Origin of the sequence: Corallococcus sp. AB038B (assembly GCF_003668955.1) — a bacterium.
Taxonomy (GTDB): domain Bacteria; phylum Myxococcota; class Myxococcia; order Myxococcales; family Myxococcaceae; genus Corallococcus; species Corallococcus exiguus.
Window position 1 is genome coordinate 13,591 of record NZ_RAWO01000017.1, and the last position, 20,974, is coordinate 34,564.

19 protein-coding genes, 1 tRNA gene and 1 pseudogene are annotated in these 20,974 nt (G+C 69.1%); 12 read left to right on the plus strand and 9 right to left on the minus strand.

The window, feature by feature from the left end:
* Positions 1-49: 49 nt before the first annotated feature.
* From asd to D7Y04_RS38705, 3 genes are all read right to left on the minus strand, one after another.
* Positions 50-1,138 (minus strand): aspartate-semialdehyde dehydrogenase, encoded by a 1,089-nt coding sequence (gene asd, locus D7Y04_RS38695; RefSeq protein WP_121762589.1) that lies wholly within the window; start codon positions 1,136-1,138, stop codon positions 50-52.
* A 69-nt stretch (positions 1,139-1,207) separates the two neighbouring features.
* Positions 1,208-1,558, minus strand: coding sequence for a rhodanese-like domain-containing protein (locus D7Y04_RS38700; protein WP_171808456.1), 351 nt, complete (start codon positions 1,556-1,558; stop codon positions 1,208-1,210).
* Positions 1,559-1,660: 102 nt separating this feature from the next.
* The gene (locus D7Y04_RS38705) at positions 1,661-2,812 is read right to left on the minus strand and encodes an acyl-CoA dehydrogenase family protein (RefSeq protein WP_120596832.1); all 1,152 of its coding nucleotides are present in this window, start codon (positions 2,810-2,812) and stop codon (positions 1,661-1,663) included.
* Positions 2,813-2,944: 132 nt separating this feature from the next.
* Between D7Y04_RS38705 and D7Y04_RS38710 the strand changes: the two genes are divergently transcribed.
* A tRNA-Cys gene (locus D7Y04_RS38710) sits at positions 2,945-3,016 on the plus strand.
* Positions 3,017-3,093: 77 nt separating this feature from the next.
* On the opposite strand, the gene D7Y04_RS38715 is transcribed toward D7Y04_RS38710, so the two are convergent.
* Positions 3,094-4,770 (minus strand): nitrous oxide reductase family maturation protein NosD, encoded by a 1,677-nt coding sequence (locus tag D7Y04_RS38715; protein WP_121762590.1) that lies wholly within the window; start codon positions 4,768-4,770, stop codon positions 3,094-3,096.
* On the opposite strand from D7Y04_RS38715, the gene D7Y04_RS38720 reads away from it, so the two are divergent.
* The 3 genes from D7Y04_RS38720 to D7Y04_RS38730 all read left to right on the plus strand — a co-directional run bounded on the left by D7Y04_RS38720 (position 4,769) and on the right by D7Y04_RS38730 (position 8,949).
* On the plus strand, positions 4,769-6,634 hold the full coding sequence (locus tag D7Y04_RS38720; RefSeq protein ID WP_233601786.1) for a SpoIID/LytB domain-containing protein: 1,866 nt from the start codon (positions 4,769-4,771) through the stop codon (positions 6,632-6,634). The genes D7Y04_RS38715 and D7Y04_RS38720 overlap by 2 nt on opposite strands.
* A 119-nt stretch (positions 6,635-6,753) precedes the next feature.
* On the plus strand, positions 6,754-7,998 hold the full coding sequence (locus D7Y04_RS38725) for an energy transducer TonB (protein WP_121762591.1): 1,245 nt from the start codon (positions 6,754-6,756) through the stop codon (positions 7,996-7,998).
* Between the two features lie 51 nt (positions 7,999-8,049).
* Positions 8,050-8,949: a cation diffusion facilitator family transporter gene (locus D7Y04_RS38730; RefSeq protein WP_121762592.1), complete on the plus strand. Its 900-nt coding sequence runs from the start codon at positions 8,050-8,052 to the stop codon at positions 8,947-8,949.
* A gap of 66 nt (positions 8,950-9,015) precedes the next feature.
* Here the strand turns inward: D7Y04_RS38730 and gcvP are convergent, their stop codons facing one another.
* From gcvP to gcvT, 3 genes are all read right to left on the minus strand, one after another.
* Positions 9,016-11,919 carry an aminomethyl-transferring glycine dehydrogenase gene (gene gcvP / locus D7Y04_RS38735; protein WP_121762593.1) on the minus strand — a complete coding sequence of 968 codons (2,904 nt, stop codon included), beginning with the start codon at positions 11,917-11,919 and terminating at the stop codon, positions 9,016-9,018.
* Positions 11,920-12,029: 110 nt separating this feature from the next.
* Positions 12,030-12,413 (minus strand): glycine cleavage system protein GcvH, encoded by a 384-nt coding sequence (gene gcvH, locus D7Y04_RS38740; RefSeq protein WP_120596828.1) that lies wholly within the window; start codon positions 12,411-12,413, stop codon positions 12,030-12,032.
* A 40-nt stretch (positions 12,414-12,453) separates the two neighbouring features.
* Entirely contained in the window at positions 12,454-13,539 is a 1,086-nt protein-coding gene (gene gcvT, locus D7Y04_RS38745; protein ID WP_121762594.1) for a glycine cleavage system aminomethyltransferase GcvT, read from the minus strand.
* A 102-nt stretch (positions 13,540-13,641) separates the two neighbouring features.
* Here gcvT and metF point away from each other — a divergent pair, with 102 nt between their 5' ends.
* The 4 genes and pseudogenes from metF to D7Y04_RS38765 all read left to right on the plus strand — a co-directional run.
* Positions 13,642-14,514: a methylenetetrahydrofolate reductase [NAD(P)H] gene (metF, locus tag D7Y04_RS38750; protein ID WP_121762595.1), complete on the plus strand. Its 873-nt coding sequence runs from the start codon at positions 13,642-13,644 to the stop codon at positions 14,512-14,514.
* Positions 14,511-14,933: a hypothetical protein gene (locus tag D7Y04_RS38755; protein WP_120596825.1), complete on the plus strand. Its 423-nt coding sequence runs from the start codon at positions 14,511-14,513 to the stop codon at positions 14,931-14,933. The genes metF and D7Y04_RS38755 overlap by 4 nt, the downstream gene beginning before the upstream one ends.
* Positions 14,930-15,985, plus strand: a complete 1,056-nt coding sequence (locus D7Y04_RS38760; RefSeq protein WP_121762596.1) for a homoserine dehydrogenase — start codon at positions 14,930-14,932, stop codon at positions 15,983-15,985. The genes D7Y04_RS38755 and D7Y04_RS38760 overlap by 4 nt, the downstream gene beginning before the upstream one ends.
* A gap of 117 nt (positions 15,986-16,102) precedes the next feature.
* A pseudogene (locus D7Y04_RS38765) lies at positions 16,103-16,585 on the plus strand (methyltransferase domain-containing protein); the annotation flags it as partial.
* Here the strand turns inward: D7Y04_RS38765 and D7Y04_RS38770 are convergent.
* The gene (locus D7Y04_RS38770; RefSeq protein ID WP_120596822.1) at positions 16,566-17,501 is read right to left on the minus strand and encodes an ADP-ribosylglycohydrolase family protein; all 936 of its coding nucleotides are present in this window, start codon (positions 17,499-17,501) and stop codon (positions 16,566-16,568) included. The pseudogene D7Y04_RS38765 and the gene D7Y04_RS38770 overlap by 20 nt on opposite strands.
* 170 nt (positions 17,502-17,671) lie before the next feature.
* On the opposite strand from D7Y04_RS38770, the gene D7Y04_RS38775 reads away from it, so the two are divergent.
* On the plus strand, positions 17,672-17,968 hold the full coding sequence (locus D7Y04_RS38775) for a hypothetical protein (RefSeq protein WP_120596821.1): 297 nt from the start codon (positions 17,672-17,674) through the stop codon (positions 17,966-17,968).
* Positions 17,969-18,218: 250 nt separating this feature from the next.
* Here D7Y04_RS38775 and D7Y04_RS38780 read toward each other — a convergent pair whose 3' ends face one another.
* Entirely contained in the window at positions 18,219-19,769 is a 1,551-nt protein-coding gene (locus D7Y04_RS38780; RefSeq protein ID WP_158627667.1) for an OmpA family protein, read from the minus strand.
* 214 nt (positions 19,770-19,983) lie between these two features.
* Between D7Y04_RS38780 and D7Y04_RS38785 the strand changes: the two genes are divergently transcribed.
* From D7Y04_RS38785 to D7Y04_RS38795, 3 genes are all read left to right on the plus strand, one after another.
* Positions 19,984-20,163 carry a hypothetical protein gene (locus D7Y04_RS38785; protein WP_121762598.1) on the plus strand — a complete coding sequence of 60 codons (180 nt, stop codon included), beginning with the start codon at positions 19,984-19,986 and terminating at the stop codon, positions 20,161-20,163.
* 154 nt (positions 20,164-20,317) lie between these two features.
* A complete protein-coding gene (locus D7Y04_RS38790; RefSeq protein ID WP_120599936.1) occupies positions 20,318-20,602 on the plus strand; it encodes a hypothetical protein in 285 nt (94 codons plus the stop codon).
* A 5-nt stretch (positions 20,603-20,607) separates the two neighbouring features.
* On the plus strand, positions 20,608-20,895 hold the full coding sequence (locus D7Y04_RS38795; RefSeq protein ID WP_121762600.1) for a hypothetical protein: 288 nt from the start codon (positions 20,608-20,610) through the stop codon (positions 20,893-20,895).
* The last annotated feature ends 79 nt before the right edge of the window (positions 20,896-20,974 follow it).

Genomic DNA, 20,974 nt, shown 5'->3' on the forward strand with positions numbered 1-20,974 from the left:
CCAGGGTTGGCACCCTGAATTTAGGTACCAGCCCGGCCCGCTTCCCCGGTCAGCCCAGCAAGCCCTGCGCCCGCAGCAACTCCGCGACAAGGATGGCGCCCTTTGCGGCTCCCATCTTCGTGTTGTGGGAGACGAGCACGTACTTGAAGCCGTTCTCCAGCACACCGTCCTCGCGGATGCGGCCCACCGTGGTGGCCATGCCGCCGTGGGTGTCCCGGTCCATGCGGGGCTGGGGGCGGAACGGGTCGTCCAGCACTTCAATCCAGCGGGGCGGAGCGGACGGCAGGTCCTTCGCCACCTGAGCGCCCTGCCACTCGCGCATCGCCTGGGCGACCTCCGCCACGGTGGCCTTCTTCCCGAGCGACACGAAGACGGACTCGGTGTGGCCTTCCAGGACGGCGACGCGGGTGCAGGTGCAGGAGACGCGCACGTCGTGCGGGGTGAGCGCCGCGCCCGCGGGGTTGAGCGCCCCGAGGATCCTCTTCGTCTCCACCTCGACCTTGTGCTCCTCCTTGGGGATGTAGGGCACGACGTTGTCGAGGATGTCCAGGCCGATGACGCCGGGCGAACGTCCGGCGCCGGACATGGCCTGGAGGCTGGTCATCAGCACGGCCTTCACGCCGAAGCGCTCGGCCAGGGGGGCCAGCGTCACGGCGAGGCCCGTGGTGGTGCAGTTGGGGATGGGGACGATGAAGCCCTTCCACCCGCGCTGCCGGCGCTGCTCGTTGATGAGCGGAGCGTGGGCGGCGTTCACGGGGGGGAGGAGCAGGGGCACGTCCTCGTCGTAGCGGAAAGCGCTCGCGGCGGAGAACACGGGGATGTTCCGGGCCAGGCGCGGCTCGATTTCACGGGCGACGTCCGCCTCCACGGCGGAGAAGGCGATGTCGTAGTCCTTCGCCTGGACGGCGTCGCCGCTGACCACGGTCATGCGGGCGATGGACTCCGGGAGCGGCTCCGGGACGAACCAGGCCAGCATGCCGTTGGAGGCGCGCAGGGCGTCCGCGTACGTTTTTCCAGCGGAGCGGGGCGAAGCGGCGAGCCCGGTCAGCTCGATGAACGGGTGGTCCTTGAGGGCAGCGATGAACTGCTGACCCGCGAGTCCGGTGGCGCCAATGAGTACGGCGCGAAGCTTGGCCATCGTGGGGGATCTCCGGTGGGGGAGGCAGGGCGCTCCTTACACCGTTTCACGACGCGCTGCATCCGCCGCTCACCGGTGGGCGTGGGAGGGGGCGCGTGCGTGGCGCTCCGTGGGGTAGCCCCCCGTCACCCAGGCGTGGAGGCCACCAGCGAGGCACACGGCGTTGCGCCCCCTCAGGCGCAACACGCGGCAGATGCGGCGGATGTCCACGCAGTCCTGGGTGGTGCCGCACAGGACGATGAGCTCGTCGTCCGGCAGCATCGCCAGGTCCCGGGCAATCTCCGAGGCCGTCATTCGCAGCGCGCCGGGGATGTGGATCTCGAACCGCTCCCAGTCCATCGCGTCGCGGCAATCCAGGACGAGCACATCCTCGTCCCCCAGACGCATGAACAGCTCATCACAGATGATGCTGGGCTCCACCGGGACCTCCCCGAGGCGACAGACTCCATCGAACATGAACCGGAGGGCTCTTTCCCCTCTTCCCGCCTGTCCGCTCGCCTGCTTCCCGGAGGCCGCCGGGGCTCAGAGGCCCAGTTGCTTGGCGATGATTTCGTTCATCACCTCACTGGTGCCGCCGCCAATGGGCCCCAGCCGCGCGTCGCGCCAATGGCGCTGGATGTCGTACTCCATCATGTAGCCCGCGCCACCGTGGAGCTGGAGGCACTCGTCGGCCACGCGGCAGCACGTCTCCGTGGCGACCTTCTTGGCCATGGAGGTCTGCGCGACGGCGTACTCGCCGGCCACGTGCAGGCGGAGCGCGTGGTAGGTGAGCTGCCTCGCGCATTCACGGGCGGTGTGCAGGTCCGCCAGCTTGTGGCGCACCACCTGGAAGCCGGCCAGCGTCTGATTGAAGGCGCGGCGCTGCTTCACGTGCTCGAGCACGGTCTCCAGCATGTCGTCCATGGCGCCCACCGCACCCAGCGCGAGCGACAGGCGCTCCCACTGGAAGTTGCCCATGATCTGCGAGAAGCCCTGCCCCTCCACGCCCAGCAGGTTCTCCGCGGGCACGCGGCAGTCCTCGAAGAAGAGCTCCGCCGTGTCGGACGCGCGCCAGCCCACCTTCTGGAGCTTGCGCCCCACGCTGAAGCCCGGCGTGCCCCGCTCCACCACCAGCATGGACAGGCCCTTGTGGCCGCGCGACGGGTCGGTCTTCACCGCCAGCACCACGAAGTCCGCCCGCACGCCGTTGGTGATGTACGTCTTGGAGCCGTTGACGACGAAGTGGTCGCCGTCGCGGCGGGCGGTGGTGCGCAGCCCCGCCACGTCCGAGCCGGCGTCCGGTTCGGTGATGCCCAGGGCGCCAATCTTCTCCCCCCGGATTGCGGGGGCCAGCCAGCGCTGCTTCTGGGCCTCCGTGCCGAACAGGTTCAGGGGGCCGGTCGCGATGGTGAACTGCCCGCCGAGCCCAGCGGCCACACCGCCGGAGCCGCAGCGGCCCAGCTCCTCCAGGAGCACCGCCTCGTACAGCTCCCCGGCCGCCGTGCCCCCATAGGCCTCCGGGTACTTCAGGCCCAGGAAGCCCAGCTCGCCAAAGCGGGTGAAGAGCTCCCGGGGGAACTCCTCCCGGGCCTCCCACTCCGCCGCGAACGGGCGCAGCTCCTTGTCCACCACCGCGCGGACGGTGCGGCGGAAGGCTTCGTGCTCCTCTTGGAAGACGCCATGGCCGTGCAGCATCGTGTGCTCCCTCGCTTGTCAGGGCCTGACACCCCGCGCCGTATGGTACCGGGACGAGAAGCGGGGCTGGATGGTGTTGCTTCCTTGACCGGCTCCTACCGGGCTGCGTATAACCCCGGCCCCAATCGCTGCGGCGCCATAGCCAAGTGGTAAGGCAAAGGTCTGCAAAACCTTCATTCCCCGGTTCGAATCCGGGTGGCGCCTCATAAGACAAAAGGCCCGATGCGGAAGTCTCCGCATCGGGCCTTCTGCTTTTCCGGGGGTGCTTTCCCGGGTGGGACCTAGCAGCCCATTTCCACCGCGCCGATGTCCGGGGCCGCGCCGCAGAAGGGCTGGCCCTGGTCCTGACCCTTGTCCTGGGCGGCGGCGGACGGGGCGAAGGTGTCCGACACCGTCACGTCACCCCCGTTGGAGGTGGTGTCCTTCGCGGCGGCCTTGAAGGCGTCCAGGGCCTGGAGCTGGCCGTTGGTCTTGAACTGCGCACCGGACGGATAGAGGTTGTTGCTCATCTGGAGGCCGGGAGCCTGGCCGCCCACGTCCACGCTGACGGGCGCGTCCACGATGTTGTTCTCCACGCGCAGCGACTCCGTGGGCCCGCCCGTGCCGTGGCCCAGGATGATGCCGGCCTTGGCGCGGGTGATGGTGTTGTTCACCACCACGGTGCCCTTGGAGTTCTCCAGGCGGATGGCGGTGCCTTCGCCGCCGCCCGCGTCGGTGATGTCGTGCACGCGGTTGCGGCGCACGACGACGGCCTCGGGCACGGGGCCCTCGTGGTTGCCGCCCACGGAGATGCCCTTCGCGGCGTCATACAGCTCGTTGTCCTCCACCAGCACGTTCTTGGCGGAGTAGTGGATGACGAGCGCATCGCCCTTCGCCGTCTCCGACGGCTGGAACTTGTGCATCCGGTTGTTGCGGATGATGACGTCGTGGCACGTCTTGATGTCCACGGCGTTCTCCCGGTTGTTGAAGAAGTGGTTGTTCTCCACCAGCAGGCCCGTGGCGGGCGGCAGGTCGCTGAAGCCCTCGGGGCCCAGGCACTGCACGGAGTCACCCGAGTTGTCGTGGATGTCGTTGTTGCGCACCGTCGCGTCGTAGGACGCGGGCTGCATCACGATGCCGTGCGAGTCCTTGTTGCCGGTGGTCCGCACGAAGTCGTGGATGTTGTTGTTCTCGATGGTGGGGCCCTTGGCGTTGTTGAACAGGGTGACGCCCGCGCCGCCGGTGCCGTTGTGCAGCTCCGAGTTGGCCAGCACCGTGCCCTGCACGTCGCCCTCGAAGGTGACGCCGAAGATGGGCTGTCCCTCCACGTCGATGTCGAACCCGTCGATGACCCAGTTCGCGCGGCGCACCTGCACCGCCGCGCCGGAGCCGCTGCCCGGGGTGAGCTTGGGACGGCCCTCGCCCTGGAGGGTGATCTTCGCCTCGGGCGTGCCGGCCTTGGTGTTGTCACCCAGCACCACGCGCTCGGCGTAGGTGCCCGCGAGCACGCGGATGCGGTCGCCAGGGCCCGCTTTGCTCACCGCCATGGCGATGGTGCGCAGCGGCGCGGCCTCCGTGCCCTGGGCGCCGTCGTCGCCGTTGGGCGACACGACCCAATCATGGGCGGGCGTGGTGGCGGGGGTCTCCTGCATCGCCTGGGCACTGACGGCGGGCTGGGGACCGGGCTCCGCGATGGGCGTGTGGTCCGCATGATCCGGCATCTGCGCGGCGGGCGTGTTCTCCACCGGCTGCACGCCGATGGGGGGCGCCTTGCCCGGAGCGGTGGGGGTCTTCTCGACCTTGGGGGTCCCCGTGTTCGTCGCGGGGGCCTGGGTACCGGCGCCCGACGAACCGCCAGTGCCTCCGCCAGAGCCACCGCCGCCGCCACAAGCGGTCAGTCCAAGAGCCAGGGTGCAGGCAGCCAGGGAGGCCACCAGGGTGTGTCGCGTCTTCAAGCCGTTGCCTCCAAGAATTTGCATGAGCAGGGGCAACGCATGGCCTCGGGCGTTCTATTCACTGCCGGTCATCCAGGCCGAGACGCGCCGCAGCGGGAGGGAGAACCGTGACGCTCGGCCCCATGGCGGCTACGGTGCCGCCGCCGTGTCCAAAGCCGTCCTGCTCCTGACCGCCCTGCTGCTCGCCTCCTGCGCCACGCCGGCGCCCTCACCTGCCCCCAGCACCCGGGGCCTGGGCGAGCCGGAGGTCTCCGTCCCCACGAAGCCCGCTGACGCGGGCGTGAAGCCCCCCGCTCCGAGTGGCCTGGAGGATCCGCTCACGTCGGGTCTGCCCGGGCCGCAGGACCTGAAGCGCCTGGACTTCCGCAACGGTGAGCCGCGCCTCCCCATCAAGCTGATGGAAGGGCGCGAGGTCGTGACGTTCTCGCCGCGAGCACGGATGCGGCTGCGCTTCGGCGGACCCGGAGACAAGGTGCTGGACGCGCCCGCGGGCTCGCGCTGGACGGTGCGGGTGACGCAGGGCGAACCGGCCCAGTGGAGCGCGCGGGTGCAGTTGGGTGAGTTCCGCTTCGCGGACAAGGCGGGGCTCGCGGAGGCGCAGGAGACGTGGCGCGCGCGAGGGCTCGCGGTGCGCACGCACACGCTGGGCTCCGTGTACGGCATCGCGGGGAAGGTCATCGACAACCGGCGCTATCTCCTCCTGGGCGACGAAGCACTGACGCCCGAGGCCGCGGCGAAACAGCAGGCGGAGCTGCTGCGCCGCTACGGCCTGCGCACCACGCTCTTCGAGGAGGTCCGCAAGCCTTCGCGCGCCATCCTGGAGCTGAAGGACGAGAACGACGCCGTGGTGGGTCTGGCGCAAGACAGGCTGGACGCGGAGACACCGGACGGCACCGGCTTCGACGTGCGACAGGTGGAGTACGGCGTGGGCTACGACTTCCACGCCTTCGAGGACCGCAGCTTCCGCGGCGCACTCCAGTTCGCGGTGGACCGCGGCGGCAAGCTCGCGGTGGTGAACGTGGTGGGCCTGGAGGACCTGCTCAAGGGCCTGGTGCCATCCGAAATCTTCGCGCGCGCACACCCGGAGGCGCTCAAGGCCCAGGCCGTCACCGCGCGCGGTGAGGTGCTGGCGAAGGTGGGCATCAAGCACCTGGCGGATCCGTACCTCCTCTGCTCGGAGCAGCACTGCGCGGTGTACCGGGGCCGCACCGGCGAGGCGGCCAGCACCACCGCCGCGGTGGAGGCCACCCGGGGCCAGGCCCTCTTCAGCCAGGAGGGCCGACTGGTGGACTCCGTCTACAGCGCCGTGTGCGGCGGCCACACCGAGGACAATGACGTGGTGTGGGGCGGCCCGCCGGACCCCAGCCTGCGCGGGCGGCCGGACCTGCTGGAGCCCGCGCCGGACGTCCCCGGCCCGTCGAACCTCAAGGCGTGGCTGGCGACGTCGGACGTGCCCGCCGCGTGCAAGCTGTCCAGCTTCGCGCAGCCCACGAAGTTCCGGTGGGAGAAGCGCTTCACGCAAAACCAGGTGGACGCGCTCACGGAGAAGCTGGGGGTGGGGTCCATCCAGGGGCTCGCCCTGTCCGAGCGCGGAGTGTCCGGGCGTGCCCGGCTGCTCACCGTGTCGGGGACGAAGGGCGCCACCCAGGTGCGCGGGGAGCTGAACATCCGGCGGCTCTTCGGGATGCTCAACAGCAGCATGGCCACCGTGGAGGCCGAGCGGGACGCCGAGGGCCGGCCCACCGGATGGCTGTTCCGGGGCGGCGGCTGGGGCCACGGCGTGGGCATGTGTCAGACAGGCGCCATCGGCCGGGCGGAAGCCGGGCAGAGCTATCCGGAGATCCTGCGCTTCTACTTCAACGGGGCGGAGGTCGCCCCCATCTACTGAGATGAAGCGGACATTTCGAACGCACCAACGCACGCGCTCGCGAATCTCTTCCATGTCCCGGGTGTTACGGGCCGCACGTTCGGGACTGTAGAAGCGGTCCGGAGGTTTATCATCAGGCCGTGGGCACGGGTTCCTCGACAGACTGGCGTCAGCGGCGCGCGCGGAAGCAGCGTGGGCCCTTGCGCTACCTGGTGGCGGGCATCCTGGCGCTCCTGGCCCAGGTCGCCTTCGTGGGCTTCGTGCTCCTGGTGTCGGCCGTGCAGGCGAACTTCCCGCACGAGAAGCGCCCCGCCCGGCCCACGTCCGTGGCGGTGAGGCCGCTCACGTCGGACCAGTGGGCGAAGAACCGGGGGGCGGTGACGCCGCAGCAGACCAAGCCCCGCCCCACGGAGAAGCGCGAGCCGAAGGAAGAGAAGAAGCCGGACGAGACGAAGCCCCAGGGCCAGGTGGTGGACGTAGCGCCGGGGAATGATCAGCAGTCCCCGGACGCGAAGTACCTGGCCGAGCACAACAACACGACGGAGAAGGAGACGCGCGCGCGCGACCAGACGGCCTTCTACCGCAACGCCATGCCCCAGAAGACCGCACCCCAGAAGCAGGAGGGCGCGGCGCAGGACCAGGTGCAGCCCCCGCGCGTGTCCGGCAACAACGGCACGGGCGCGGACGACCGGGCCCAGTCCCAGGGTGGCAAGAAGCCCGTCTTCGAGATGCCGGAGACGCGCCGCAAGCAGGAGATCGCCATGAAGACGGATCCGCGCGAGCGCGGCCCGGGCATGGCGGTGAAGAACCAGTCGGAGAGCGACGCCACGCAAGGCAACGCCAAGCGCCTGCGCATCCAGCCCGGCCAGGGCGAGGACAGCGAGCAGGAGGGCTCCACGGGCCGGGTGGGTTCCCCGGGCCTGGCCACGCTGATGCCGTCGCAGGCGGCCATGGACAAGGTGGTGGGCGCGGCGCCCAACGACATGCTCCGAGACCAGGAGGAAGGCGACGGCACCTTCCTCAACACGCGCGAGTGGAAGTACGCCAGCTTCTTCAACCGCGTGAAGCAGAGCGTGGGCATGCACTGGAACCCCAACGAGCAGCTGCGCATGCGCGACCCGACGGGGAACATCTACTCCGGGCGCGACCGCCAGACGCTGCTGACCATCACCCTGGACGAGCGCGGCGCGGTGAAGGACATCCAGGTGGAGAAGAGCAGCGGCCTGGACTTCCTGGACATGGAGGCCGTGGCGTCCTTCAAGCGCGCGCAGCCCTTCCCCAACCCGCCGTCCGGCCTGCTGAGTCAGGACGCGACGGTGCGCTTCCAATTCGGCTTCTTCCTGGAGATGGGCGGCGGCCCCCGGATGCGGCTGTTCCGACAGTAGGACCCACGGAGGCCTCGCGGTGGACGGCGCAGGGCACTACCCTGCCCCGCCGTGGAAGCCCCTCTCGTCGACCGTGGCGCCGCGCTCCAGGAGCGCAATCGGAAGGTCCGCTTCGTCCTGTTGGCCATCCTCGTGGCCAACTGGGTCGTGGCCGCGGCCAAGCTCGTCTTCGGCCTCATGGCCCAGTCCGCGTCGGTGACGGCGGACGGGTTGCACTCGTTCATTGACGGCAGCTCCAACGTGCTGGGCCTGGTCGCCATGGGCGTCGCGTCGCAGCCGGCGGACGCGGATCACCCCTACGGTCACGGCAAGTTCGAGGCGCTCGCGTCGCTGGGCATCGGCGCGATGATTGGCGTGGGCATGCTGGAGCTGGGGCGCATGGCGTTCGACTCGCTCCTGCACGACAAGCACCCCACGGTGTCGGTGACGATGGCCGCGGTGATGGTCTTCACGCTCGTCATCAACCTCATCGTCACCCGCGTGGAGCGACACTACGGGCAGAAGTACAAGAGTTCCCTCCTGCTCGCGGACGCGCAGCACACGCTGTCGGACGTGTTCGTGACCATCGCGGTGCTCGTCTCCATTGGCCTGGTAGCGATGGGCTTTCCGCGCGCGGACGGACTGGTGGCCCTGGCCGTGATGGTCTTCGTCGCGCGGGTGGCCTACGGCATCGTGCGGCAGGCGGTGGGCATCCTCTCCGACACCGCGCGCCTGGACCCGGCGCAGGTGTCCCAGCACACGCTGGCGGTGTCCGGCGTGCGCTCCTGCCGCGACGTGCGCAGCCGGGGCATGGAGGAGAGCGTCTACGTGGACCTGAAGATTGAAGTCGACCCGCAGCTCACCACCGCGCAGGCCCACGAAGTGGCCGACAAGGTGGAGGAGACGCTGCACGGCGCCTATCCGCAGGTGGTGGACGTGGTGGTCCACGTGGAGCCCGCTCGGGCCCGCTAGAAACACGAGGGCCGCCTTCCGATGCGCTGGAAGACGGCCCCGGTGACTGCGGCTGTCGAAGACGGCTTAAGCGACCTTCTGCGCGGGCGTGTCGTAGTCCTCGATGGGAGGGCACGAGCACACGAGCTTGCGGTCACCCAGCACGTTGTTCAGGCGTCCCACGGACGGCCAGAACTTGTTGTCGCGGACCCACGGCGTGGGGAACACGGCCTGCTCGCGGGTGTACGGGCGGTTCCACTCCGGCGCGGTGAGCGTGCGCGCGGTGTGCGGCGCGTTCTTCAGGACGTTGTTGTCCTTGGGCACGCGGCCCTCCTCCACGTCGCGGATCTCCTGGCGGATGGCGATCATCGCATCGCAGAAGCGGTCCAACTCCGCCTTGGACTCGGACTCCGTGGGTTCAATCATCAGCGTGCCCGCCACCGGGAACGACACGGTGGGCGCGTGGAAGCCGTAGTCCATGAGGCGCTTGGCCACGTCCTCCACCTCCACGCCCGCGGTCTTCTTGAGCGGGCGCAGGTCCACGATGCACTCATGGGCCACGCGGCCACGCTTGCCCCGGTAGAGCACCGGGTAGTGCGGCTGGAGCCGCTCCGCGACGTAGTTGGCGTTGAGGATGGCCATCTTCGTGGCCTGCGTCAGGCCCTCGCCGCCCATCATCTGGATGTACATCCAGGAGATGAGCAGGATGCTGGCGCTGCCCCACGGCGCCGCGGAGATGGCGCCGATGGCGTCCCCTCCGCCCGTCTGGATGACGGGGTGTCCGGGGAGGAACTTCACCAGGTGGGACGCCACGCAGATGGGGCCCATGCCCGGGCCGCCACCGCCGTGCGGGATGCAGAACGTCTTGTGCAGGTTGATGTGGCAGACGTCCGCGCCCACCAGGCCCGGCGCGGTGAGGCCCACCTGCGCGTTGAGGTTGGCGCCGTCCATGTACACCTGGCCGCCGCGCTCGTGGATGGCGGAGCAGATCTCGCGGATCTCCTCCTCGAACACGCCGTGCGTGGAGGGGTACGTCACCATCAGCGCGGCCAGCTTGTCCTTGTGCAGGTCCGCCTTGGCGCGCAGGTCGTTCAGGTCGATGTTGCCGTTCTCGTCGCACTTCGTGACGACGACCCGATAGCCGGCCATCACCGCGGAAGCCGGGTTGGTGCCGTGCGCGGAGGACGGGATGAGGCACACGTCGCGGTGCCCCTGCCCTCGCGCCTGGTGGTAGGCGCGAATCACGAGCAGGCCCGCGTACTCACCCTGGCTGCCCGCGTTGGGCTGCAGCGAGCACCCGGCGAAGCCCGTCACCTGCGACAGCGCGTGCTCCAGTTGCTCGAAGATGACCTTGTAGCCGGCCGCCTGCGAGGTGGGCGCGAACGGGTGCAGCTTGCTGAACTGGGGCCACGTCACCGGGATCATCTCCGCGGTGGCGTTGAGCTTCATGGTGCAGCTGCCCAGCGGAATCATGGAGTGCGTGAGGGACAGGTCCTTCGCCTCCAGCCGGCGCACGTACCGCAGCATCTCCGTCTCGGAGTGGTAGCGGTTGAAGACCGGGTGCGTGAGGTACGCGCTCTGGCGGCGCAGCTCGGGGGCGAGCGGGCTCTCCAGGCCTTCGGCGACCTCGTCCAGGTTCACCGGGGACGCGGACTTGTTCGCGCCCTGGATGAAGGCCGTGAGGATGTCCTCCACGTCCTTGGCGCGCGTCGTCTCGTCCAGCGCCAGGCCGAGCGTCTTCTCGTCGATGCGGCGGAAGTTCATCTTCGCGCCTTCCGCGGCGGCCAGCACGCCCCGCACCTGCGGGGCCGTCAGCTCCACGCGCAGCGTGTCGAAGAACTGCTCGTGCTTCGGCTTGAAGCCCAGCTTCGCCAGACCGCGCGACAGCACCACGGTGAGCCCGTGCACGCGCTCCGCGATGGCCTTGAGCCCGTCCGGCCCGTGGTAGACGGCGTACATGCCGGCCATCACGGCCAGCAGCACCTGCGCGGTGCAGATGTTGCTCGTGGCCTTCTCACGGCGGATGTGCTGCTCGCGCGTCTGAAGCGCCATGCGCAGCGCGGGCCGACCCCCGGAGTCCTCGGACACGCCGATGAGGCGGCCCGGCATCACGCGGGTGTAGGCGTTCTTCGTGGCGAAGTAGGCGGCGTGCGGGCCGCCGTAGCCCAGCGGCACGCCGAAGCGCTGCGCGCTGCCCACCACCACGTCCGCGCCGAACTCGCCGGGCGCGGTGAGCAGCGTCAGGGCCAGCAGGTCCGCCGCGACGACGAGCAGTCCGTCCGCTGCGTGCACCTTCTCACCGAAGGCGCGGTAGTCGTGCGCCACGCCGTCCGTCGCCGGGTACTGCACCAGCGCGCCGAAGAACTTCTTCTGGGACAGGTCCACCGTGCGGTGGTCGCCCACGACGACCTCCACGCCCAGCGGGAGGGCGCGCGTGCGCACCACGTCCACCGTCTGCGGGTGGCAGCCGTCGGAGACGAAGAACGCGCCCCCGGCGTCGGTGCCCTTGGCGTGCAGCGCCAGCGCCATGGCCTCCGCCGCGGCGGTGCCTTCATCCAGCATGGAGGCGTTGGCCACTTCCATGCCGGTGAGGTCCGTCACCATGGTCTGGAAGTTGAGCAGCGCTTCCAACCGGCCCTGGGCGATCTCCGCCTGGTAGGGCGTGTACTGGGTGTACCAGCCCGGGTTCTGGAAGATGTTGCGCAGGATGACGTTGGGGACGTGGGTGTCGCTGTAGCCCATGCCGATGAAGGACCGGAACACCTGGTTCTTCGCCGCGATGGCCTCCAGCTGCGCCAGCACCTCGTTCTCACCCTTGCCCGCGGGCAGCCGCAGGGGCTCCGGGGAGCGGATGACGGGCGGCACGGTGGACTCCACGAAGGCGTCCAGCGAGTCCACGCCCAGCGTGGACAGCATCTGCTTCACTTCAGGGGTCTCCGGGCCGATGTGCCGGCCGGCGAAGGACTCCTGGTACTTCCAGTTGAGGGACATGGTCGAAGGGCTCGCGTGAGGTGCGGTAGGAAGTTCGGCGTCCGAGCGGGCTCGGCACTCCATGGAGCGTCTCTAACAACCGGGACGCCCGACTTCTTGCGCGCGCGGAACTACTCCTTGATGAGCTTCTCGTAGGCGGCGGCGTCCAGCAGGTTGCTCAGCTGCCCGGCGTCCGAGAGCTCGATCTCCACGAGCCACCCGTCCCCGTACGGATCCGTGTTGAGGTTCTCGGGCTCTTCCGTGAGGTCGGTGTTCACCTTCACGATCGTGCCGGAGACAGGTGCGAACAGCTCCGACACGGCCTTGACGGACTCGACGGTGCCGAACGAGTCGCCGGCCGACACCTGGGCGCCCAGCTTGGGCAGCTCCACGTAGACGATGTCGCCCAGTGTGGTCTGGGCGTGGTCGGTGATGCCCACCACGACGCTCTTGCCCGCGACGCGGGCCCACTCGTGCTCCTGGGTGTACTTCAGGTCCTGCGGGATGTTGGCCATGGGGTTTCAGCTCCTCACAACAGGTGGGGAAGGAAGGAAATCAGGACTTCTTGAGGAAGGGGGTCTTCACGACGACGGCGGGCACGGCGCGGCCGCGGATGTCCACGTCGAAGGTGGAGCCTTCCGCGGCGAGGTTCGCCGGCACGTAGGCCATGCCGATGGACTTCTTCACCGTGGGGCCCATGGTGCCGCTCGTCACCTCGCCCACGCGCTCACCGTTCTTGAGGACGGGGTAGCCGTGGCGGGGGATGCCCTTGTCGGTGAGCTCGAAGCCCACCAGCTTGCGCGGCACGCCCGCGGCCTTCTGCGCGGCGAGCGCGTCCTTGCCGATGAAGCCGCCCGCCTTGTCCAGCTTGACGATCCACCCCAGGCCCGCCTCCAGGGCCGTGTGCGCGTCGTCGATGTCGTTGCCGTACAGCGCGTACTTCATCTCCGTGCGCAGCGAGTCGCGCGAGCCCAGGCCGCAGGGCTTCACGCCGTCCGGCTGCCCGGCCTCCAGGAGCGCGTCCCAGAGCTTCACGGCGTCACCGGCGGCGCAGTACAGCTCGAAGCCGTCCTCACCGGTGTAGCCCGTGCGGGAGATGATGGCCTTCACACCGGCCACCTCCCCTTCCGTGAAGCGGTAGGTGCCCACCTGGGACAGGTCCGACTTCGTCAGGCGCTGCACCAGCCCCACGGCCTTGGGGCCCTGGATGGCGATCTGCGCGTAGTCGTCGCTCTTGTCCACGGGCTTGACGCCTTCCGCGCGCGCGCTCATCCAGGCGAAGTCCTTCTCGCGGTTGCTGGAGTTGACGCAGATGAGGATGCGCTCGGGGCTGAAGCGGTAGGCGACGACGTCGTCCACGAAGCCGCCCTGGTCGTTGAGCAGGCCCGCGTAGACGGCCTGGCCGTCCTGGCAGCGGGCGAGGTCGTTGGAGATGAGCCGGTTCACGGTCTCCAGGGCGCCCGGGCCGGTGAACTCGATCTCGCCCATGTGGGAGACGTCGAAGAGGCCGACAGCGGTGCGCACGGCCTCGTGCTCGGCGGTGAGGGACGAGTACTGCACCGGCATGTCCCAGCCGGCGAAGTCGACCATGCGGGCCCCCAGCTTGCGGTGGGCCTCGTTGAGGGGCGTACGCCGGGTCATTGACTTCTCCATGATGGGCAGGGGGTGGCGAAACGGCGCGGACTATAGCGGCGCACCTTCTCCGATCAAGGCCGACGCGGAAGGGACTAAACTCCTCCCGACATGAAGATTCGCAACTGCCTCAATCCCTCCAAGCCGAGCTTCTCCTTCGAGTTTTTTCCTCCCAAGACGGACGCGGGCGTGGCCTCGCTCCTGCGCACGGTGGAGGAGCTTGCGCCGCTGGAGCCGGGGTTCGTGTCCGTGACGTACGGGGCGGGCGGGAGCACGCGCGACCGGACGGTGGACCTGGTCACGCACATCAAGAAGCAGACCGGCATCGAGGCGATGGCGCACCTGACGTGCGTGGGACACACCCGCGACGAGCTTCGTGACGTGCTGCGCCGGCTTGACGCGGCAGGCATCGAGAACGTTCTCCTGCTGCGAGGGGACCCGCCGCTGGGACAGACGACCTTCGAGCCGGTGCCCGGAGGCTTCCGCTACGCGGAGGAGTTGGTCCGATTCGTTCGAGAAGAGGATTTCAACTTCTGCCTGGGGGGTGCGTGCTATCCGGAGGGCCACGTGGAGACGGCGTCGCGCGAGGACGACCTCAAGCACCTGAAGGCCAAGGTGGATGCGGGGATGGACTTCGTGGTGACGCAGCTCTTCTTCGACAACGCCTTCTATTTCGACTTCGTGGAGCGGGCGCGGCGGGCGGGCATCAACGTCCCCATCGTTCCCGGCATCATGCCCATCACCAACTACGAGCAGGTCCAGCGCTTCACGCGCATGTGTGGCGCGACAGTGCCCATGCGTCTGGCGTTGCAGATGGAGCGCGTGAAGGATCAGCCGGACGCCGTCGTGCAGCTGGGTGTCGCGCACGCCACGGTGCAGTGCATGGAGCTGCTCGCGCGCGGCGTGCCGGGCATCCACTTCTACACGCTGAACAAGTCTCCCGCGACGCGGATGATCGTGGGCGCGCTGAAGGGGCGGTCATGAGCGGTCCTGGTCCTCAGCTGGAGTCGGGCGACCCGCGCATCAAGATCTTCCAGATCGTGCGCTTCCCGGCGTTCTTCCTGCTCATCGTGGGCGTGCTGCACGTCACCTTCAGCCTGCTCGGCGGGCTGCTGGCGGCGCTGAAGGTGGCGTCGCCCTTCTCCACGCCGGGGCAGGCGCCGGTGGTGCTGGAGTTCACGACGGGCTTCACGCTGGCCATCCTGGGCGGGATCCTCTGCGGGGTGCTCGCCGTCTGGGGCGCGTGGAACGCGATGAACCTCAAGGGGTACGGCCTGGCGACGGTGGGCGCCATCTGCGCGATGTACACGCTGACGCCCGGCTGTTTCGTGGGAGTGCCGGTGGCGGTGTGGATGCTCTTCACGCTGCGCCGTGACGGCGTGCGCGAGGCCTTCGCACCATGAACCCGCGCGCCGTCCGCACGGTGCGCTTCCTGCTCACGGGCCTGGGCAACGTGGGCGTGCCGCTGCTGGAGATCCTCCAGTCGCGCGCGTCGCTGTTGATGGAGCGCTACCGGCTGGAGCTGTTGCCGGTGGGGCTGGCGGACTCGGGCGGCGCGGCGGTGTCGCCGAACGGGTTGGACATCGGCGCGGTGCTGGCGGTGAAGCGGGCGCGGCACTCCGTGGCGTCGCTGCCGGTGGTGGGGCGTCCAGGGTTGAGCGGTCGAGACCTGGTGCGCGAGGTGAAGGCGGACCTCCTGCTGGAGGCCACGCCCACGAGTTTCCAGGACGGACAGCCAGGGTTGGACACCACGCGGGACGCGCTGTCACGAGGCATGGCGGCGGTGCTCGCGAGCAAGGGCCCGCTGGTGCTGGGGTTCCAGGAGCTGGCGCGCTTGAGCGACCTGGAGTCACCGGGCCGCCCTCCCCTGCGGTTCAGCGCGGCGGTGGGCGCGTCGATGCCGCTGGTGAACGTGGGCCGCCGGGACCTGGCGCTGGGGAAGCTGGGCCGGTTCGAGGGCGTGCTCAACAGCACCAGCCACCTGCTGCTGTGCCGCATGGCGGAGGGCAAGACGTACGAGGCCGCGCTGGCGGAGGCGCAGGCGCTGGGCATCGCGGAGACGGATCCGACGCTGGACGTGGATGGCTGGGACACGGCGGGCAAGCTGGTCATCCTGGCCAACGCGGTGATGCGCGTGCCGACGATGCTGAAGGACGTGTCCGTGACGGGCATGCGCGGCGTGACGCGCGCGGAGCTGGACGTGGCGAAGGCGAAGGGCGGTCAGGTGCTGCTGCTGGCGCGCGGCGAGCCCGTGGGCGGAGAGCAGTGGGAGTGGAGCGTGCGGCCCACCGCCGTGGACGCGGCCCATCCCCTGGCCCGGCTGGGCGCGATGGAGATGGGCGCGGTGTTCCGCAGCGACCTGCACGGCGTGAACACCGTCATCAACGGTGAGCAGGGCGCGCGGGGCACGGGCGCGGCGATGCTGAAGGACGTGTTGGAGATCTTCCCGGACTGAAGGGAGCAACGGCCCCATGAGCAGTTACCGACAGAACATCCTCGAGCTGATGGAACCGGTGTTGGGGGGACTTCCCCCTGTTGACCGGGCGCTCGATTTCGGTTCGGCGAGGGCTGGTTCGCACGTGCCGTCCAGGAACGGGGATGGGCGCGGGAGGTGGTGGCCGTGGATGTGCAACAGCGCGACAAGCAAATCGTCGAGCCGGTCCTCTACGATGGCCAGCGGCTCCCCTTCGAGGACCGTGCGTTCACGCTGAGCTACAGCATCGATGTCCTGCATCACTCGCCGGATCCGGAGCGGACGCGGGTGGACGTGCTGCGCTGCACCCGGGAGTATTTCCTGCTCAAGGACCACACCTTCCGCAGCCGACTGGGCTACGCGACGTTGTGCGTCCTGGATGAACTGGGAAACCGCCGCTTCGGCATCCCCTCCCGTTACCGGTACCAGCGCGAGTGGTCCTGGATGCCCATCCTCGCCCGCGAGGGCTTCGCCCTGCAGACCTTCATCCACCCGGCGGTGTGTGAGCGGGGCCCGCTGCGGGTCTTCAATCGTTTCCAGTTCATGGGGCTTTGGAAGCGCATCAGCCCAGGGACTTCATGAGCCGCGCCAGGAGCGGCTCCACGAGTTCCTGCCCGCGCAGTTGTGAACGCCAGCGGTGCGGAATGCCATTCAGGCCGTGGATGAGGCCCGCGATGCCGCCCGCCACGCAGGCCGTGGTGTCCGTGTCGTGGCCCAACCGGATGGCGGATTTGACGACCTCTTCGTAGGTCTTCCCGTTCGCCACGCAAGCGCGTGCGGAGCGCAGGCAGTCCACGACGTAGCCGCCGCCCGTTCCTGGTGCGGGGTCGTCCGGGCGGATGTGGGCTTCCAGTTCCTCCCGTTGTGGGAAGCCTTCGACGTACAGGTCCCGGAAGGTGGCCACGGCTTCTGCCCACGGGTCCGCCGCGCCTTCGAGGATGCGACGAGCCCAAAGGCAGTACAGCGCGCAGCACACCTGGGCGCGCACGTGGCCATGCGTGACCCGCGACTGGGCCATGGCATCCGAGACGAGCGCCGCGTCCTTGCCCTGGTGCCACAGGGCCAAAGGCAACACACGCATCAGTGAGCCATTGCCATTGTCCATCGTGCCGTTGGGGCCCGCGAGCATTGCCGGGGTGCCGTCGCGCAACCGGCGCAGGGCGGTGCTGGTCTGGATGCCCACGTCGAACACGTCGCCATCCACGGAGAGGTAGCCCCAGTCCTGCCAGTTCACCAGCCGCCGGCCCAGGTCCTCGCAGTCGAGCCGCTTCTGGTGCGTCAGCGAATCCAGCAAGCACAGCGCATGGGCACCGTCATCCGACCAGGTGCCCGGAGGGACGCGGTCATGCGCGCGGTCGAACCCCGGAGGTGGGTCGTATTCAATGGCCTCTGGGGAGGGAATCCTCTCCGGCCGGTGGAACTCGTAGGGCACACCCAGCGCATCGCCGATGAGCAGCCCATACAACCCTCCCGCAATACGCTCCTCGCGGTTCATCATTCCCCACCCTCCCAGGTCCGTGAGTCCGCCATAGTGTACCAGGAACACTATCGTTTTGGAAGCGGCTCACGGGCGCGGTGCGCCACGGGCCACGGGCCACGGGGAAGATGTGCGAAGCTCCTGGATCCCACCGGCGTGGCTCCGACGCGCCGTTCTCCCCGAGGTACACCATGAAGCTGCTCCGACGCTCCGACCTCCCGAAGATGGCTTCCCTCTTGATGCTGTTCGCGGCGCCCGCCTTCGCGGTGGAAGACACCCAGGTTTCCTCGGTGCAGGCGCCCGTCGAAGAGGGAGATAAGTGCTCCGTCTGCGGTCCTGCCCCCTGCTGCGTGGTGCTCTGGACCGCATGGTGCGGCTGCCCGTTCGCCAGCACGGCCAGCGTGGACGAAGCCCCCGCGGAGGAGCTCCTGGCGTGTGCGCCCCAGAGCCAGCCCCAGACGGCTCCGGAGCAGAGCCAGTCGCTGTAGTTCCTGTCCGCGCGCCCCCGGACGGAACAGGTCCGGGGGCTTCGCGTCTCATGCGCGAGCCACGGCGAGGAGCCGATCCAGGAGCGGATTCACCAGTCCTGCCTGTTCACCAGCCGCCGACCCAGGTCCTCGCAGTCGAGCCGCTTCTGATACGTCAGCGAGGTAAGTCCGCCATGGTGAACCAAGGACACTATCGCTTTGAAAGCGGCTCATGGGTGCGGTGGGCCACCGCCGGGGAGACCCCTTGGACTCAGGGGGCGGGAGGCGCGGGAATGGAACGGGCCGAAGTGGGCTCGCCCAGGATCAACAGCAGTTCCGCGCGGCGGTTCTCGCCCCGGCCTGATTGTGTCCCATTGGAGCCCGCGGGCCGGCGCGCACCGAGTCCCCGGGCCTCCAAGCGGTGGGCCGGGACGCCCTTCCGCATGAGGTAGTCACGCACCGCCTCCGCGCGAGCCAGGGACAGGCGCTGGTTGGAGGCGGAGGAACCTTCCGCGTCCGTGTGGCCTTCGATGACGACGCGCTCCACCTCCGGATGCTCCAGGAGCACCCGCGCCACCTGATCCAGCACGCGCGAGCGGCCCGGCAGCGTCGTCACGCCGACCTCGAAGAAGACCTGGCCATGAAGGACGAGGCGCTCGCGGGTCAGCGTGACGAGCGGGTCGCCGGTCTCGGGGCAACCGCCGTACTCCCGGGTCCCCTTCTCGTGGATGCAGGCATCCAGCGCGTCCACGACTCCGTCCCCGTCCGTGTCGGTGTCGGACCACGCCGGCTCGACGGAGGGCTCGGGCGTGGGGGGCTCGGGAGGCGTGGGTTCGGGCTCGATCTGGGGCTCGGCAGGAGCGCGAGGCAGGCCCTGGACGAGCTCGTAGACGATGTCCTCCGGGGGCGGAGGCGGCGGCTTGTCGAAGAGGATCAGGGCCAGTCCCGCGAGCACCCGGAAGCGGGGCGTCCCAGGCTCCGAGCCCAGGCCCGCGCTGCCCATGGCGAAGAACTCGAACGGCCGGACGGGTGCGTAGCGCAGGCCGCCCAACAGCTCGCCACTGAAGCGCTGCTGCCGCCAGGAATAGGCACCCAACGCGGACACCTCCGCGCGGAGGGCGTAGCCCACCGTCACTCCCGCACCGGCGCGAAGCTCGTTGCCCACGCCGTTGATGCGGTCCACGCTGGAGCCGGACACACCTCGACGCAGGAGCACGCCCAGTTCCAGCGCCGGAGCCACGGCCCCCCACCGCTTCCCCATCATGACGCGGCCCTGGCCGCGGACTCCCCGGTCACGGGCAAACGCTCCCGAGCCGCCCACGGGCAACCGCATGTCCAGGTCCACCGCCAGGTGGAAGGCGTCGGGAGCGGAGGTCCCCAGCAAGCCCAACCGGGCCGCGATCCGTGGTGCCCCCAGCCCGCTGCGCGAAGGCGAGGCGATGGACAGCGAGGTGCTCAGGTCCGCGCCGCTCTGGTGGATGACGCCCGGAAGCTGGGCCTGAAGCTCCAGCCAGGGCAGCACCCCGACGGCCATCGACACCAGTGCGGTAGTCCGGGACAGGACGAGCGAAGGCTCCAGCAAGCCGTTCGGGATCCGCAGGGAGGAGTGCTGGTAGTGCGCCATCACGGAGATGCGCAGCACCCCCGGCGCCAGCAGTTCGCCATTACCGAGTGCAATGGGTCCCAGCCCCGGGTTGGGGTCCAGGCGCTCCAGGGAGAATGTGGGCAGGGCCGTGGCGTCCTGGGCACGCGCGGGGGTGGCGAGCAAAAGCAGCCCCAGCACGGCCCCGCCCACGGCGCATCGGTGCAAGGCCGGACCCATCCCCGCATCTTCCGTCATGTCCCGTCCGGGACGAAGGGGAATGGCGGTTAGACTCCCCTCTCCACTTGGAGACACGCTCATGCAAATGCAGCCGTCAAAGAAGTCTTGGAGCCTGTTGGTTGGCGCGTTGCTGTTCGCCGGCTGCGGCCCCGAAGCTACCCAGGAGGCCTCCCCCGCGGACCCGGCGTCGGCATCAGACCGCCCGGTGCGCGCCATGACTCCGCCCAACAGCTGTGACGAAAGCGTGGATGTCGGCTGGTGTCGCGTCTACAGCGACCGCGTGCCCTGCAACAACGGCATCGAGATGTATGCCATCTGGACACCGGATGGCTGGTGCATCCCGCGCGACGTCTGCAAGTACAGCCAGGGCCCCGAACTCACCTGCCCGCAGTAACGCCTGAACAGCCCTGTCCGGCTCGCCCTGCATCGTCAACGGAAAATTCCCAACCCGACGCCAGCCTGTAACTCCAGGCTAGACTGCACTTGCGGTCCCCTCCTCTCACGGAGACGCAACCATGCAATGGCAGCCGTTGATGAAGTCCGTTGGAATGGCGATTGGCGCTGCGATGCTCCTCGTCTCTTGTGGACCTGAAGCGGCGCAGGAAGTCCCAGCGGAGGCGCAGGCCTCGCAGTCGGACCGCCCGGTGCGCGCGATGGCGCCTCCGAACAGCTGTGACCCGTTCGAGGACGACGGCTGGTGTCCCGTGTCCAGCAACAAGATCACCTGCTTCAACGGCGTTCAGATGGATGCTTACTGGACGCCGGACGGCTGGTGCATCAACGCGGACGTCTGCAAGAACTACGGCGGCCCCTGGGGCTGCCCGGAATGGTGAGCGCCATGAACCGACAGACAATCGCACTGGCCTTCAGCGTGGGGATGATGTTCGCAGGTTGTGGACCGGAGGCAGCCCGTGAAACCGAAACGACCGAAGGTCAGGTGCACGCCATGGCACCACCGGACAGCTGCGACCCGAATGTTGATTTCGGTTGGTGCCGGCTCTCCACCGACCGCGTCCGCTGCGCCAACGGCTTCTACATGTATGCCTATTCGACGCCGGACGGCTGGTGCATCCGCTACGACGCCTGCGCGAGCCAGGGCGGCCCGTACGTCTGCGGTCTGCAATGAAGTCCGCTTCCCTGCCCTCTTCACGGGCAGGGAGGGCCGGGCGTTCAGCTCAGTTTCCCAGCGCCGGTAGCAGGGCGGG